Source organism: Agrobacterium sp. SORGH_AS_0745, from assembly GCF_030818995.1.
GTDB classification, from domain to species: Bacteria; Pseudomonadota; Alphaproteobacteria; order Rhizobiales; family Rhizobiaceae; genus Agrobacterium; species Agrobacterium tumefaciens.
Genome location: NZ_JAUTBI010000003.1, coordinates 1382276 through 1396308, shown reverse-complemented (window position 1 = coordinate 1396308; position 14033 = coordinate 1382276). Strand labels below are relative to the sequence as shown.

Annotated in this window: 14 protein-coding genes; 3 read left to right on the top strand and 11 right to left on the bottom strand. The window is 59.2% G+C overall.

Annotated elements, in window-relative coordinates; genetic code table 11:
- Positions 1-16: 16 nt before the first annotated feature.
- Positions 17-535, bottom strand: coding sequence for a glycosyl transferase (locus QE432_RS16455; RefSeq protein WP_080800558.1), 519 nt, complete (start codon positions 533-535; stop codon positions 17-19).
- A 288-nt stretch (positions 536-823) separates the two neighbouring features.
- Here QE432_RS16455 and QE432_RS16450 point away from each other — a divergent pair, with 288 nt between their 5' ends.
- The 3 genes from QE432_RS16450 to QE432_RS16440 all read left to right on the top strand — a co-directional run bounded on the left by QE432_RS16450 (position 824) and on the right by QE432_RS16440 (position 3798).
- A complete protein-coding gene (locus tag QE432_RS16450; RefSeq protein WP_065702782.1) occupies positions 824-1981 on the top strand; it encodes a PA0069 family radical SAM protein in 1158 nt (385 codons plus the stop codon).
- A 336-nt stretch (positions 1982-2317) separates the two neighbouring features.
- The gene (locus tag QE432_RS16445; RefSeq protein WP_019564214.1) at positions 2318-2971 is read left to right on the top strand and encodes a ribonuclease HII; all 654 of its coding nucleotides are present in this window, start codon (positions 2318-2320) and stop codon (positions 2969-2971) included.
- Positions 2972-3108: 137 nt separating this feature from the next.
- Positions 3109-3798: a hypothetical protein gene (locus QE432_RS16440; protein WP_003511701.1), complete on the top strand. Its 690-nt coding sequence runs from the start codon at positions 3109-3111 to the stop codon at positions 3796-3798.
- 218 nt (positions 3799-4016) lie between these two features.
- Here the strand turns inward: QE432_RS16440 and QE432_RS16435 are convergent, their stop codons facing one another.
- The 10 genes from QE432_RS16435 to QE432_RS16390 form a co-directional block, all read right to left on the bottom strand.
- Entirely contained in the window at positions 4017-4502 is a 486-nt protein-coding gene (locus QE432_RS16435; RefSeq protein WP_003511699.1) for a F0F1 ATP synthase subunit B, read from the bottom strand.
- A gap of 1 nt (position 4503) precedes the next feature.
- Entirely contained in the window at positions 4504-5145 is a 642-nt protein-coding gene (locus tag QE432_RS16430; protein ID WP_003511698.1) for a F0F1 ATP synthase subunit B, read from the bottom strand.
- Positions 5146-5226: 81 nt separating this feature from the next.
- A complete protein-coding gene (locus QE432_RS16425; protein WP_003494147.1) occupies positions 5227-5454 on the bottom strand; it encodes a F0F1 ATP synthase subunit C in 228 nt (75 codons plus the stop codon).
- 73 nt (positions 5455-5527) lie between these two features.
- Complete coding sequence (locus tag QE432_RS16420; RefSeq protein WP_003511697.1) at positions 5528-6277, bottom strand: F0F1 ATP synthase subunit A; 750 nt, start codon at positions 6275-6277, stop codon at positions 5528-5530.
- A 60-nt stretch (positions 6278-6337) separates the two neighbouring features.
- Complete coding sequence (locus tag QE432_RS16415; protein WP_003511695.1) at positions 6338-6703, bottom strand: AtpZ/AtpI family protein; 366 nt, start codon at positions 6701-6703, stop codon at positions 6338-6340.
- Between the two features lie 270 nt (positions 6704-6973).
- Positions 6974-8125, bottom strand: coding sequence for a cell wall hydrolase (locus tag QE432_RS16410; protein ID WP_003511694.1), 1152 nt, complete (start codon positions 8123-8125; stop codon positions 6974-6976).
- A 146-nt stretch (positions 8126-8271) separates the two neighbouring features.
- Positions 8272-10191, bottom strand: a complete 1920-nt coding sequence (locus QE432_RS16405) for a potassium transporter Kup (RefSeq protein WP_013635578.1) — start codon at positions 10189-10191, stop codon at positions 8272-8274.
- A gap of 15 nt (positions 10192-10206) precedes the next feature.
- A complete protein-coding gene (gene corA / locus QE432_RS16400) occupies positions 10207-11184 on the bottom strand; it encodes a magnesium/cobalt transporter CorA (RefSeq protein WP_013635577.1) in 978 nt (325 codons plus the stop codon).
- Positions 11185-11521: 337 nt separating this feature from the next.
- On the bottom strand, positions 11522-12673 hold the full coding sequence (locus QE432_RS16395; protein WP_111796222.1) for an Mrp/NBP35 family ATP-binding protein: 1152 nt from the start codon (positions 12671-12673) through the stop codon (positions 11522-11524).
- 127 nt (positions 12674-12800) lie between these two features.
- Positions 12801-14024 (bottom strand): CmpA/NrtA family ABC transporter substrate-binding protein, encoded by a 1224-nt coding sequence (locus QE432_RS16390; RefSeq protein WP_112958943.1) that lies wholly within the window; start codon positions 14022-14024, stop codon positions 12801-12803.
- Positions 14025-14033: the final 9 nt, after the last annotated feature.

The following is a 14033-nucleotide window of genomic DNA, read 5'->3' as shown; positions in this document are numbered from 1 at the left end:
TCATCATCGTTGCATGTTAGTTGGAAGTTCTCGCCGTCCAGGCGGGAACCAGCTCCGCATTCAGGCGGCGCGGCTTTTGCGCGTACACGAGCTGTGTCAGGCCCATGCCGGATTTTGCGATCGCCACCGCATGTTTCTTCGGCATCAGGTAGCCGCATTCCAAGGGAGGACGGCGGCGCACTATCCGGCTGAAAAAGGGCCGCTTGTGATACCGGGACGGCGAGAAACGCGCGGGCTCGGCACAGACAGCCACATATTCAAGAATCTCTTCGATCCAGCCGCTCTGCGGACGCGCACCCGGTTCGACCAGCAGGATCCAATGCCCGCGCGCCGAGCGCATGACATCCTCAATATCCCACTGCGCATAAAAACGGCAGCCAGCGGCATCGGCGACGCGCGACGATCCATCGCGCGAACCGTGATCAAGGATCACAACGTCGCTTACCAGCCCTTCCACGGCCCCGGTTACAAGCGCAGACAGCGTATGCGCCAGTTCCGGTTCCTGATCCCGGCATTCCATTATGACTGTCAACATATGCATAGCTCTAACGCATCGCACAATAAATTGCCACTGCACTGGATGTCAGAAAATCCGCGACCGTTCAGGCTTAACCCTAGCCCACCTTCAGGTGGGATTGATACAAACAGGACCCCGGTGGCGGGTCGGCCCGCTATCGATTTTGTATTTTTTGTTCTTGTAATGTTCTCGTTTCTGCGGTAGGAATTTAATCATTCGAAGAGGCAATGAAACGCCGGTTCGAGTGGAAACGGTTTAGGGCGTTGGCTTGCCTTGAGAGGCGTGCGGCACCCTGGGAGCATCCAGATGAGAGACCATACGCTTTCGGGGCAGGCTGCTTTCCAGCCGAGCCATACGCCTGACATTGCCAATGCGTTGGCCGATGCGTCGGGCCTGCGCATCGAGATCGACCGTCGTCGAGGGCGTGGCGCCGGACTTAACCCGGGCGGGCGCTTCGAGGCCCTGCAGCGGGAGGTTTTCGACGATGGCTGGCAGACCCTCGAGGAGCTGCCGGAGTTCCGCACCGAAGTGCAGGTGGAAAAGCCGCGCAGCATCATCAGCCGCAACGAATCGCCTGACATCCCTTTCGACCGTTCCATCAATCCCTATCGCGGCTGCGAACATGGCTGCATCTACTGTTTCGCCCGTCCGACGCACAGCTATATGGGGCTTTCCGCCGGGCTGGATTTCGAGGCGAAGCTTTTCGCCAAGCCGGATGCGGCAAAGCTGCTCGAAAGGGAGCTGGCGAAGCCCGGCTACAAGCCTCGCGTCATTGCCATCGGCACCAATACCGACCCCTATCAGCCGATCGAGCGCGAATGGCGCATCATGCGGCAGATACTGGAAGTGCTGGCAAAGGCCGACCATCCCGTCGCCATCGTCACCAAATCGGCCCTGATCAAGCGGGATATCGATATTCTCGCGCCCATGGCCAAGAAGGGTCTAGTGAAGGTTGGTATTTCCGTGACGACGCTGGACCGCAAGCTGGCACGCAGCATGGAACCGCGCGCCGCCACGCCCGAAAAGCGGCTGGAAGCGGTCAAGGCGCTGACGGATGCCGGCATTCCCGTGGCGGTGATGATGGCACCTGTCATTCCCGCACTCAACGATCATGAGATCGAACGCATTCTCGAAGCCGGCAAGGCCGCTGGCGCAACGGAGGCCTCCTATGTGCTGCTGCGCCTGCCGCTGGAGGTCAGCCCCCTCTTCCGCGACTGGCTGCTGCGCAACTATCCGGACCGCTACCGGCATGTCATGTCGCTGGTGCGCTCCATGCGCGACGGCAAGGATTACGATGCGGAATTCGGAAAACGCATGAAGGGTGCTGGTCCCTATGCATGGCAGATCGGCAGGCGTTTCGAAATGGCGACGAAACGGCTTGGCCTCATCCGCCGCGGCATTAACCTGCGCGACGATATCTTCGTGCCGCCGGGAGGTGCCGGCGTGCAATTGTCGCTGCTTTGAAAATATGAGGCCCGCTTGGCCGATCGAAGGCGCATTACGATGCGCGCAACGATACCCAGCGGTGCAGACACATAAGGAGTGGCAGCCCTTTCCTGTTGACGGGGCCATGCTCTTGACGAAATGCCCGGCGGGTTTCCCTGGCCCGTCGGACATCACCCCCGGAACCCGCCGCCTCGCGTGCGATCGTTTTTCCTCCGCCGCCCCGTTGGAGGATCAAAGGTCATGACGACCTAAGGGGCACGGTTGGCCACGCCCCTTGACCCGGCTGGCCGCGCCCGTCATCGCCCGCTTCCGGGGGCTTGCAGGAGATCGGGTGTGTGTGCAAGTTTCTGCCGCATGAAACGCCGCACCACACCCGATTCTCCTGCCCTCTTTGATCTCGCCGATACGGGCCCCGATTTCTCCTTCGAACTTGAAGCGAGGAAGAAGGGGCTTTGGCCCGTGGCCGGCACGGATGAGGCAGGCCGGGGGCCTCTCGCGGGACCAGTGGTTGCGGCAGCTGTCATTCTCGATCCCGACAATATTCCTGGTGGTCTTGACGATTCCAAGAAACTGACCAAGCTGAAACGGGAAAGCCTGTTTCTGCAAATCATGGAAACATCGATCGTTTCCGTCGCCTCCTCCGGCCCCGGCCTTATCGACACCATGAATATCCTGCGCGCCAGCCTCGACGCGATGCGTCGCGCCGTACTCGGCCTCGAAATTTCCCCAGCCCTCGTGCTGGCAGATGGCCGCGACAAGCCGCCGGGCATCACCTGCGAGTCGAAGGCCGTCATCAAGGGCGATTCCCGCTCCCTCTCAATCGCCGCCGCTTCGATCATCGCCAAGGTGACCCGTGACCGGATGATGGAACGGGCCGGTGTAGTGCACAGCTCCTATGGTTTCGAAGGCCATGCCGGCTACGGCACACCAGCCCACCTGCGCGCCATAGAAAGCCATGGGCCCTGCCCGCTGCACCGGATGAGTTTCAGGCCGCTGAAGCAGGACTGATCGAAAACCACGATCCTGAAGCGGAGAATGCGGTCTCGCCCGGGATTTCAGCGCCCTGCCATGAGGTGACGATCTCCGTCTCCACTGGTAGAATTCTATCTCAATGCGTGGACTTGACGGGCTTTGGGAGAAGAGATTTGGATTTCATGAAACTGTTGAAGTCGCTCGAAGAACTTCTCTACGAGCTGGTTTCATGGCTCCTCTTCTATCCGCTTACAATGTGGCGATCGGTCGTCGCACCGCTCAGCATGATGCGCTACGCCGATAGCGAACTCGCGGATCGGCTTGAGGACCAGTATGACGACACACTGAGTCCGCCCCTCTTCCTCCTGATCACTCTGCTATTTTCGCAGGGGCTCTCCGCCTCCCTTCCGACCATTTACGATCCCACATTGGCCGCCCGGGAGCTTGGTTCGGGTTCGAACCTGCTCATAGCGCGTGGCGTTATATTCGGGATTTATCCGCTGTGTATGGCCGTCACGCTTCTGCGGTGGAAACGGGTGAGGATCACCCGAAACTCCCTGCGTCCGCCGTTCTTCAGCCAATGTTACGTGGCTGCGCCGTTTACATTTGTCCTGGTTCTGGGCTTCGATTTTGCATCCATGCCTCTGGAACATGGCCTTACGTTCGGGCTCGCCATTATCGCGCTCGCCACGATCTGGTATGCGCAGGCTCAGATAAGATGGCTGATGCAGGATCTCGGCTTGGGCATCGCGAAAGCAGGCCTGGCTTTCAGTGGCGCATTTCTGGTTGCCACCGCGGCAGCTTTTGTACTGGCGGTGCTGATAGCGCTCGAGGCCAAGACAATCTATCCCGCGATCACTTAACAAGCCTCGACAAATTGGCAGCCGCGAATTGCCGGCCAGCATCCAGTCCTCAAAGCCGATGCTTTTGCTCCAAAGGTCGACAGACATCGATAGACACGCTGCAAGCCGGCACCACAGTGTGCACCCGCGAGCTTGCCAACACCGCCCCTGGCTGAAGCATAAAATAAAAAACCCCTCGCGGCGGGTGCCGGAGGGGTTTTGAATAGTCCGAGATGAACTTAGTTCAGCTTCGACTTCACTTCGCCAATGGTGTTGGCGAAAAGTTTGGCCTTTGCGGCAGCGGTGGTCTTTTCGGCAATGAGCTTCTCGGAAGCTGCAATGGCGATGTCCACGGCGGCGGCACGAACGGCGCCGATGGCGTCTTCTTCGGCCTGCTTGATCTTCTGTTCCGACAGGGCCGTGCGGCGGACGACGAATTCTTCCGTCTTCTGCTTTGCTTCGGCAGTCAGGGCGGCCGCTTCGCGTTCGGCAGCGGCAACGATGCCAGCTGCTTCAGCTTCGGCTTCCTTGCGCTTGCGCTGATATTCGGCCAGCAGGTGCTGTGCCTCTTCGCGCAGACGCTTGGCTTCGGCCAGTTCGTCCTGAATGTTCTGCGCGCGCTCGTCCAGAGACTTGGAGAGCATGCCCGGAACCTTGAGATAGGCGATCAGGACGAAGAAAAGGACAAGACCGACAAGAGCGAAAAATGATGCATCAAACGCCATATCAGGCTCCCTTCACAGTCGAAGCGGCTGCAATGGCGGCCTTGACGTCGGCATCCTTGACCTTGGCGCCAACCAGCTGGTCAACGATTGCGGTCGCGGTTTCCTCGGCAATGGCGCCGACATCCGCGAATGCCTGATCCCTGATACCCGCAATGCGCTTTTCGGCGGCGGCAAGCTTCTCGGCAAGTCCGGCTTCGATAGCGACGCGGTCGGCATCGGCTTTCGCCTTGGCGGCGTCACGTGCCGCGGAGCCTATCGAGCTTGCCTTGGCGCGGGCTGCCGCGAGTTCTTTTTCATAGGTTTCGACGGCTGCGTCGGCTTCGCTTTTCAGCCGTGCCGCTTCATCGAGATCCTGTGCAATGCGCCCATGACGGTTTTCGAGAATGCCGCCGACGCGAGGAACGATGACCTTCTGCATGAGCAGGTAGAAAAGGCCGAACGTGATCGCCAGCCACAGGACCTGCGATGCATAAGTAGACTGGTCGAACGGCGGGAAAACGCCGGAAGCACCGTGTTCGGCGCCGTGCGCTACACCGGTTTCCGTGTGCGTGGCTTCCGGTTGCGGCTGGCCGACAGCCGGAGTTTCCGTATGCGTTTCACCTACGGTCGGTGCTGACTGGGCATAAGCCTCGGTCACGAACATGCTCACCTCCAGGGGGACTGCAAATGCGAAGGATCACGGCACGCAATTTGCGCGAGCCGTGATCCAGACCTGGTGCCGTTATTAGACAGCGAACAGGAGAAGGAGAGCTACGAGCAGCGAGAAGATGCCCAGAGCTTCCGTAACGGCGAAGCCGAATACCAGACGGCCGAACTGGCTGTCGGCAGCAGAGGGGTTGCGCAGTGCGCCGGAGAGGTAATCACCGAAGATACGGCCGAGTGCGAGGGACGTACCAGCCATGCCGAGGCATGCGAGACCTGCGCCGATGTACTTTGCTGCTTCCGCTTCCATGTGAGACTCCTTGAGATATTGGTTGTTGCGGCTATCTTTTGGCGCCCGTTGCCGGGGCCAGCGACTTTACTTCTCAGTGACCACCATGCACGGCGTCGTTCAGGTACATGCAAGTCAGTACCGCGAACACATAAGCCTGCAGGAAGGCAACGAGAAATTCGAGAGCGGTCATTGCGACCGTCATGATGAGAGGCAGGACTGCACCGCCGATACCGAGCGCGCCGAGCGCACCCATGGAGGCGACGAAGCCTGCGAAAACCTTGAGCGTGATGTGGCCAGCCAGCATGTTCGCGAAGAGACGAACGGAAAGGCTGATCGGACGCGACAGGAACGAAATCATTTCAATTGACGCGACAAGCGGCAAAAGCGCCTTCGGCACGCCAGAAGGTGCGAAGATGCCGAAGAAATGCAGACCGTGCTTGTAGAAACCGTAAACGACGACCGTGCCGATGACGAGGCAGGCAAGCGCGAAGGTGACGATGATCTGGCTGGTGACCGTGAAGAAATACGGGAACATGCCGAGAAGGTTCGCAGTCAGCACGAACATGAACAGCGAGAATACGAATGGGAAGAACACCATGCCCTTTTTGCCAGCGCCTTCGCGCAGCATGGAGGCGATGAATTCATAGGACATTTCAGCAACGGACTGCATGCGGGTCGGGATCAGACCGCGGCTCGACGTTGCGAAATAAAGGAAACCGGAAGCGGCGGCCACGGTCGCGACCATGAAAAGCGACGCATTGGTGAAGGAAAAATCGACGCCGCCAATTTCGATCGGAATGATCGGCTGCACCAAGAACTGATGGGTCGGATCGTTTGCCACCGGCTGCCCTCTTTACCTGTCGCCGCTCACGGCGGCATCTCAACTGCAAGAAAAAACAGCTTAAACGCCGTCTTTTCCACCCTCGTCTCGCTTGTCGGCTCTCTCAAGCAGCGGCGGCTTTGCCACCGCGCCCGTGGAGCGCAACACGTTCAATACGCCTGCGCAGAAACCGAGAAGAAGAAGAACGATCATCCCCCACGGCGTCGTGCCGACAAAATAGTCCAGAAGATAACCCAGCATAGCGCCGACCACGATGGCCGAAATGAACTCCGATGAGAGCTTCACCGCCATCGCAAAGCCTTTCCGGCTTTCCGCGGCATTGGTCTCCGCCCTCACTTCCGCCTCATCCTCCGCCTTCACCTTTGCCAACTCTTCGGCAAGGCGCTTGCGACGCTCGTCCAGACTATCGTCACGGTTGCCAGTCATCTTAAAATCCCACCCATTTTCTCCGTTCCAGCCATGCCAGAACCCTTTGGAGTTGTAAACGGTGACGGATTAAGCCTGTTCCAGCCCGCTCTGAAGTCGCGCGCAACATAGTTTTAGGGGCTTCGCTAGTCAAGGCACTGGCGAAGCTTGTTTTTTGACAAATTAAATATTTAAAAACAAAGGCTTAACGCCAAATCGCAGTTTGTCGACGATGTTTCCCCCGGGAATCGGCATTTTTGACACGCAAATTGCGACAAATTGGCGGTGGTATCAGCTCCAGCCGCCACCATAGGTTCGATAAAAGACGTGCAAGCCAATCCTGCCGACCTTCTTCATGGATTTTCCCCAGGCGGGACGAACATAGACGGCATGATAGTGAGTCGCCGAGCCCACTTCCGTCAGCCAGATTTTGCCGGCGGTGGTTGCCATGGCCACTTCGCGCGCCATTTTCCAGTGACGTTCGGAATTCACCCGGTCCTTTATATTATCGCAGGCGAAGGAGAACTGGCAGCGGTTGCGCCAGTCCTTGTTCTGATAAACCACACCGCAGATGGTTTTCGGATAAGCGGGGTTGCGCACGCGGTTAAGGATCACCTGTGCCACCGCCGCCTGTCCCTTGACCGATTCACCGCGCGCCTCGAAATAGATGCCGGATGCGAGGCATTGCTGTTCGGCTGCGGAAAACACGGCAGCGGGCAGCGGCGTTGCCGCCCATGCGTGATCGTCCGCGCCGATCAACGGCACGAAGCGGCCGGCCTCCGGCTTTTTCAGAATGGCGTCGAACGGCGATTCACGGGCGAAATCCGGTTCGGCCGGCGCGTAAGCCGTGGCGAGAATATCGGGAGTCCTGTTGGTGACGAGTTCCGCCAGCATCGGAGAGACGCTTTTGTCCGCCTTCTTTTCATCACGGCGGAAATAGAAGGAGGCAAGTTTGACGTCGCTGCCGCGTTTCGGTTTCACGAAAGCCGTGCGGTCCTTGCGCTTCAGCGGCTCTATATCCAGCATGCTGGTGCGTTCCAGCACGGAACCGGCGGTGAAGGCCTTTGGCGGCTGCATGATTTCGGTTGCGACGATGCGACCCTTCTTGGCGGCACGGTTGACGCGCTCGCTGTCGGGTGTCGTCTCGTCACCCTTCTTGTTGGTAACGAAAGCCACCTTGCGGCCATCGGGCAGGGTCATGCCGCTGCCATGCAGCGCCGCCTCCCCTTCCGCATCGTTAAAGGTGAGCGAGGCATTATGGACAGAGCCTGCCGGAGACGCGGTCAGCACCATGCGCCATTGCTCGCCGCCATTGTCCAGCCCTGCCAGCAGGGAGGCCAAATCCGCGCGTGCGGCAATGGAAGGAAAGACGAGCCAGGCAGCTAGGCCGAAGACAACGGGTGAGGTCCATGCCTGAAGGGACGCAAAGGACCGACGACGCATTACTCTTTTCGAACGCAAAACCAGCACTCCGAACACCAGGAACCATATTTGTTACAGGTGTTCGAGAATCTCTTATTAACCTTGATGCTTGGTTAACGCCGCGCGTGGGCGCGGCTTCACGTTAATGTGTAACCACCTTCTAATAATCAGACGACGACGTGAGACCCGAGTTCCACCACGCGGTTGGCCGGAAGGCGGAAGTAGTCCGAGGGATCGGCGGCCGTTTCGGCAAGCGCGATGAACAGTCGGTTCTGCCAGCCGGGCATGCCCGATTTCGGATCCGGCACCAGCTTGCGGCGACCGAGATAAAACGAGGTGGACATGATGTCGAACTTGTAACCCGTGCGCCTGAGGTAACCGAGCGCCTGGGTGACGTTCTGCGTTTCCATGAAGCCGAAATGCAGTTCGACTACGGCAAAACGATCGCTCAGCTTCGTCAGTGTGTAACGATTTTCGGGGCGGACGCGCGGCTGGTCTTCCGTGCGGATCGTCAAAATCACGTTCTTGTCGTGCAGGACGTGGTTGTGCTTGAGATTGTGCAGCAATGCAGCGGGTGCGGCATCCGGATCGCCAGTCAGGAAAATCGCTGTGCCGGGCACGCGCACCGGCGCATGGGCGCTTTCCTTTTCCACCGAAGCCACGAAAGCCTTCAGCGGCACATCGCTGCGGCGGGTTTTGGCGAAAAGGATTTTCGAGCCGCGCTGCCAGGTGGTCATGATGATGGTGAAAGCGATTGCCAGCAACACCGGCACATAGCCGCCATCATGTATCTTGAGCAGGTTTGCACCGAGGAAAATCAGTTCCAGCAGCAGAAGCGGCGCCAGCACGCCAATCGCCAGCCAGATGGACCACTGCCAGCGCTTGCGAACGAATTCGAAGAACATCATGCTGGTGACGACCATCGCGCCGGTAACGGAAATGCCGTAGGCGGTGGCCAGTGCATCCGAACTCTTGAAGGTGAGCACCAGTGCGACGACGCCGAACAGCAGGATGGTGTTGACGGCAGGAAGATAGATCTGCCCGGTATTGGTTTCCGAAGTGAAGAGGATTTCCATGCGCGGCAGATAGCCGAGATGGATCGCCTGACGCACGAGCGAGAACGCGCCTGTTATAACCGCCTGGCTGGCGATGATGGTGGCGGCGGTCGCCAGAATGACGGCCGGCAGGATCGCCCATTGCGGGAACATCAGGTAAAACGGATTGGACATCGCCGCCGGGTCCTTGAGAACCAGCGCGCCCTGACCGAGATAATTCAGCGTCAGTGCCGGGAAAACCAGACAGAACCATGCCCACTGGATGGGACGGCGGCCGAAATGGCCAAGATCGGCATAAAGCGCTTCAGCACCGGTGATCGTCAGGAAAACCGCGCCCAGCACGACGATGCCATAAAAGCCTTCGTTGGCGAGAAACTCGACCGCATGCCAGGGGTTGAAGGCATAGAGAATGCCGAAATCATCGGCGATGTGAATGAGGCCGGCTACACCCATGACCAGGAACCAGACGGCGGTGATCGGTCCGAAGAATTTCGCCACCGTTCCCGTACCGTGCGATTGGATCGCGAATAGGCCGATGAGAATGCAGACGGAGATCGGAATAATAAAGTCGTCCATCGCCGGAGTGACGAGCTTCAGACCCTCCACCGCCGAAAGCACTGATAGCGCCGGCGTGATCATGGCATCGCCCAGGAACAGGGCTGCGCCGATGAGGCCGAGCACGATGAGAACGCTGCGGTGAGTGCCCGCCGTCTTCATCAACAGCGCCAGAAGCGAGAGTGTGCCGCCCTCGCCGTCATTGTCGGCGCGCAGCAGAAGCGTGATATATTTGAACGTCACGATGATCGTCAGAGACCAGATCATCAGGGATGTCAGGCCGATGACTTCTTCTCTCGTCACGCCATCATAGGCGATCGGCTTTAGCGCTTCGCGGAAGGCATAGAGCGGGCTGGTGCCGATATCGCCGTAGACGACGCCGATAGAACCAAGGATCGCGGCATAAAGCCCCTTGTTCTGATGCTTGTCATCCGAATCCGGCTTCTCGGTAAAGTCCTTGTCTGCGATTTGAGACATGATGATCCTGGCTCCTTAGAGCCAGCCCTTCCAACGGAAAAAGAGAAACGGGATGATTGCCGACATCAGCATGACGACGAGCGCGAGTGGATAGCCAAACGTCCAGTTCAACTCCGGCATGAGCTGAAAGTTCATTCCGTAAACCGACGCCACCAGAGTGGGCGGCAAGAACACGACCGACGCGATCGAGAAGATCTTGATGATGCCGTTCTGCTCGATGTTGATGATGCCGAGAGAAGCGTCCAGCAGGAATGTCAGATTGCCGGAAACGAAGGAGGCATGTTCGCTCAACGACTGGATATCCCGACCGATCGATTTGCTCTGTTCCCTCGCGTCCTTGTCCTGCTGGACCTGCGCACTTGTGGACAGGAAAGTCTGCAGGCGTGCAAGGGAAGCAAGGCTGTCGCGAACCTTGGAGATCAGCCGGTGATAGGCGGCAATGTTCGTCAGTCGGTCTTCCAGATAACGCGGTGCCTTGCGCTTGCTGCGCGCCTGGCTGCCGAGAAGATCGGCGGCGAGATTGTCGATGCCTGCCACCGAGTTTTCGAGAATTTCCGCCGTGCGATCGACGATGGTTTCCAGCAGTTTCAGCAACAGCGCCGTGCCGCTGCGCATCTCGTGCGGCACGCGGGTGATGGCGGCGGTGAAGAGGTGGAATGATTTCGGCTCGGCATAACGGATCGTCACAAGGCGCTTGCCGGCAAGAATGAAGGCAACATCGGTCAGGCGCGGACCGTCGGAATCTGCCTTCCAAACCAGAGAGGCGGTCATGAAGACGTTGCCATCTTCCATGTAAAGGCGGCTGGAAGGTTCGATATCCTTCAAATCCTCGCGGGTGGGCAGCTCTAGCCCCAGCAGTTTTTCAACATACTGCTCTTCCGTCCTCGTCGGATTGATAAGGTCGATCCAGACGATATCGTCGGGAATCTGTTCACGGCCGTCGTCTGGCGACAGGCTGATCGCCTCGCAGTTGGCGCGATAGGCTTTTATCAATCCGTTTCTCCGGTCCGCATCGCTGGCTTCAGCCGCAATGCTGCTTAACATATCCTGTTCAAGGTCGGCAAACCTTTGGACGACACTTCAGGGAACACCGGAACGAGCGGGATTTTCACATCCCGCCGGACTGACGGACCAAGAACCAAACGGCGCAGGGCTATGCTCCCAAAGCGAGACCCAATCAAGCAATATTTTCTCGCGACAGCATTGCAGGCGATGCATCTCTGGCGTTCAAATGCATCGGCCTTTCCCGAAGCCACCAGTTAACATATTGTTTTTAAAATATATCCAGGCAGGACAACCGTCCGGCCTTTTTTCTTCCTTAACCGGTACGTTATTCGAAAACGATTTTCGGGGCGGCTTTTCTTTCGCCCGCACCGATGCGGGCCCAGACTTTTTCCGCAATATCGCGGTAGATGGCGGCCTGCGGACCATCCGGCTCGGCGGCAACCACCGGCGTTCCGGCATCAGACATTTCACGGATGGAAATGGTGAGCGGCACTTCGCCGAGAAACGGCACGCCAATCCGCTCAGCCTCTGCCTTGGCACCGCCATGGCCGAAAATATCATAACGCGCGCCGGTATCCGGTGCGATGAAGTAGCTCATATTCTCGACGACGCCGAGCAGCGGCACTTCCACCTTGCGGAACATGGTGATGCCCTTGCGCGCGTCGATCAGCGCCAGATCCTGCGGCGTGGAGACGATGACGGCGCCGGCGAGCGGCACCTGCTGGGCGATGGTGAGTTGCGCGTCGCCGGTGCCAGGCGGCATGTCGAGAACCAGCACATCGAGTTCACCCCAGGCGACTTCACGCAACATCTGCATCAATGCGGACTGAACCATCGGCCCGCGCCAGATCATCGCCGCTTCCTCATCCACCAGAAATCCCATGGACATGACCTTCAGTCCGTAATTTTCCATGGGAATGATGATGCGGTCTTCCTGCTGCTGCGGGCGTCCTGAAATCTTCAGCAGTCGTGGCAGCGAGGGGCCGTAAATGTCGGCGTCGAGCATGCCAACCTTGAGGCCCAGCGCCTGTAGGCCCAGCGCTAGGTTGACGGCGGTCGTGGACTTGCCGACCCCGCCCTTGCCCGAGGCAACGGCGATGATCGCGCCGACGCCGGGAACGCCGACCTTCGACGAGCCGGGCTGCGCGGGCGGGCGGCCGGTTGCAGCCGCAGGGCGCGCGGGTGCCGGTGCCGGGCGCGCCGGTGCGGGTTGTTGTGTGCCGGGTTTGCGATCCGCTGTCAGCGCGACGACGGCACCGGCGATACCCGGAACGCCCCTGGCGGCCTGTTCAGCCGAAAGCCTCAACGGCTCCATGTCGGCTGCCCTGTCGGCCGGGACGGTAATAGAGAAATAGGCTTTCGCGTCGGCGATGAAGATTTCCGAGACCATGCCAAGCGCCACAATGCTTTTGCCGCTGCCCGGATAGATGACTGCCTCCAAAGCCTTTTCGACCTGGTGCTTGCTGACCTCTGCCATATGTTTACTCCGCTACATCATCCCGCCGGATATGGGCTGCATTCCGCGCCATCCATAGACAAACGCGGCCCGTTCGCCAATGCCAAACCGCAAACAGCGGATCATCGCGACGGTTTATTCGCAGACTTCAGATTTCGTCGTCCATATCAAGCGTTTCCGGATCGAAAACCCGACCATCGAAAAAACAGTCGGGGCCGAGGACAAGACCCGAGCGTGACGCCCCGACATGGACCGGCTCCCGCAACGTGCCTTCCAGCTTCAGGTTCGCGCCCGGCACCGGCACGAAAAGCGGCTTCATCGCCTTGCGGAAGATATCCGGCCGATAGGCATTGCGCGCGGCCTCCACCACGGCTGCATCGAACCGGCGATCGGGGGGAACCTCGCCCCAGCGCAACATCTGGCTGAAGAACCACAGCGCCTGGCTTTGCCAGGGGAAATTGGCGGCCTTGGCGCTTGTTACGAAAAACTCCTGAAAACGCTGCATGTCCCTTTGCGAAGTGGAAATATAACCCGTCAGCGCTGGAAGCAGGAATTCGCCGTTCTCGTCAATATAATGGGGGGCGGCAAGAATGCCGGTAAGTTCCTCGATATTGGCGGAGTTGGCGCACCATTCGCCGGCGCGATAAAGCGAACGCAGCAAGCCTTCCAGCACAGTGGCGTTCTCTTCCGCCCAGGGCCGCTTCACGGCCAGTATCTTTTCAGGCGCATTGTGCCAGATCAGCGCTCCCGTGGTGACGATCCGCCCGCCGCCACCCAGCACCACAGCGCTGCCCGCCGGTTCGGCGGTACAGAGCGCATCGACCTTGCCGCTTTCCAAAAGCGCCGGCATAGCCTTCGGCAGGGCTTCAACGATTTCCATGTCGCGGCCGAGCAGCACGCCGCAGCTTGCGAGCAGATAACGCAATGCATAAAACGGCGTGGACACGATATCCTCGATCGCAAAGACCGGCGGTTTTTCACCCGCCGCCCGGCGCGCGGAACAGACACGGGCCATCGCCCGCCCGAACGCGGCCGGGTCCGGCAGCTTCATGCCCTCCCGGTAAAGCTCGTCGAAAAATCCGTGCGAAACGGTCGTTGCCGATCCGCCAAGGGAAAGAGTGAAGACGCCGACAATATCGGCCGGCAGGTCATCGAGGCCAACCGCGGAACCGACAGGAACCGCGGCGGGCAAATGGGCGATCTGAACCTCGTCCTCGCCAAGTGCTGCAAGCACGGCGCGCGCGGATTGTTTTCGGATGAGTTCCAGTTCGACGCCCTCGTCGGCAGCAAAGCCTTTTTCGGCAGCGGCTATCAGTACGGCGCAATCGACAGTCGGAGAAAACCCCGCTTTTATCCTATGCCGTTCCGGCAAACGATTTCT

What these genes read in the sequence shown, in the direction of transcription:
- QE432_RS16405 (WP_013635578.1), bottom strand. Translation starts at nt 10,191, where the DNA reads ATGTCTCAAATCGCAGACAAGGACTTTACCGAGAAGCCGGATTCGGAT.
- QE432_RS16435 (WP_003511699.1), bottom strand. Translation starts at nt 4,502, where the DNA reads ATGGCGTTTGATGCATCATTTTTCGCTCTTGTCGGTCTTGTCCTTTTC.
- QE432_RS16425 (WP_003494147.1), bottom strand. Translation starts at nt 5,454, where the DNA reads ATGGAAGCGGAAGCAGCAAAGTACATCGGCGCAGGTCTCGCATGCCTC.
- QE432_RS16410 (WP_003511694.1), bottom strand. Translation starts at nt 8,125, where the DNA reads ATGCGTCGTCGGTCCTTTGCGTCCCTTCAGGCATGGACCTCACCCGTT.
- QE432_RS16415 (WP_003511695.1), bottom strand. Translation starts at nt 6,703, where the DNA reads ATGACTGGCAACCGTGACGATAGTCTGGACGAGCGTCGCAAGCGCCTT.
- QE432_RS16395 (WP_111796222.1), bottom strand. Translation starts at nt 12,673, where the DNA reads ATGGCAGAGGTCAGCAAGCACCAGGTCGAAAAGGCTTTGGAGGCAGTC.
- QE432_RS16445 (WP_019564214.1), top strand. Translation starts at nt 2,318, where the DNA reads ATGAAACGCCGCACCACACCCGATTCTCCTGCCCTCTTTGATCTCGCC.
- QE432_RS16455 (WP_080800558.1), bottom strand. Translation starts at nt 535, where the DNA reads ATGTTGACAGTCATAATGGAATGCCGGGATCAGGAACCGGAACTGGCG.
- QE432_RS16450 (WP_065702782.1), top strand. Translation starts at nt 824, where the DNA reads ATGAGAGACCATACGCTTTCGGGGCAGGCTGCTTTCCAGCCGAGCCAT.
- QE432_RS16430 (WP_003511698.1), bottom strand. Translation starts at nt 5,145, where the DNA reads ATGTTCGTGACCGAGGCTTATGCCCAGTCAGCACCGACCGTAGGTGAA.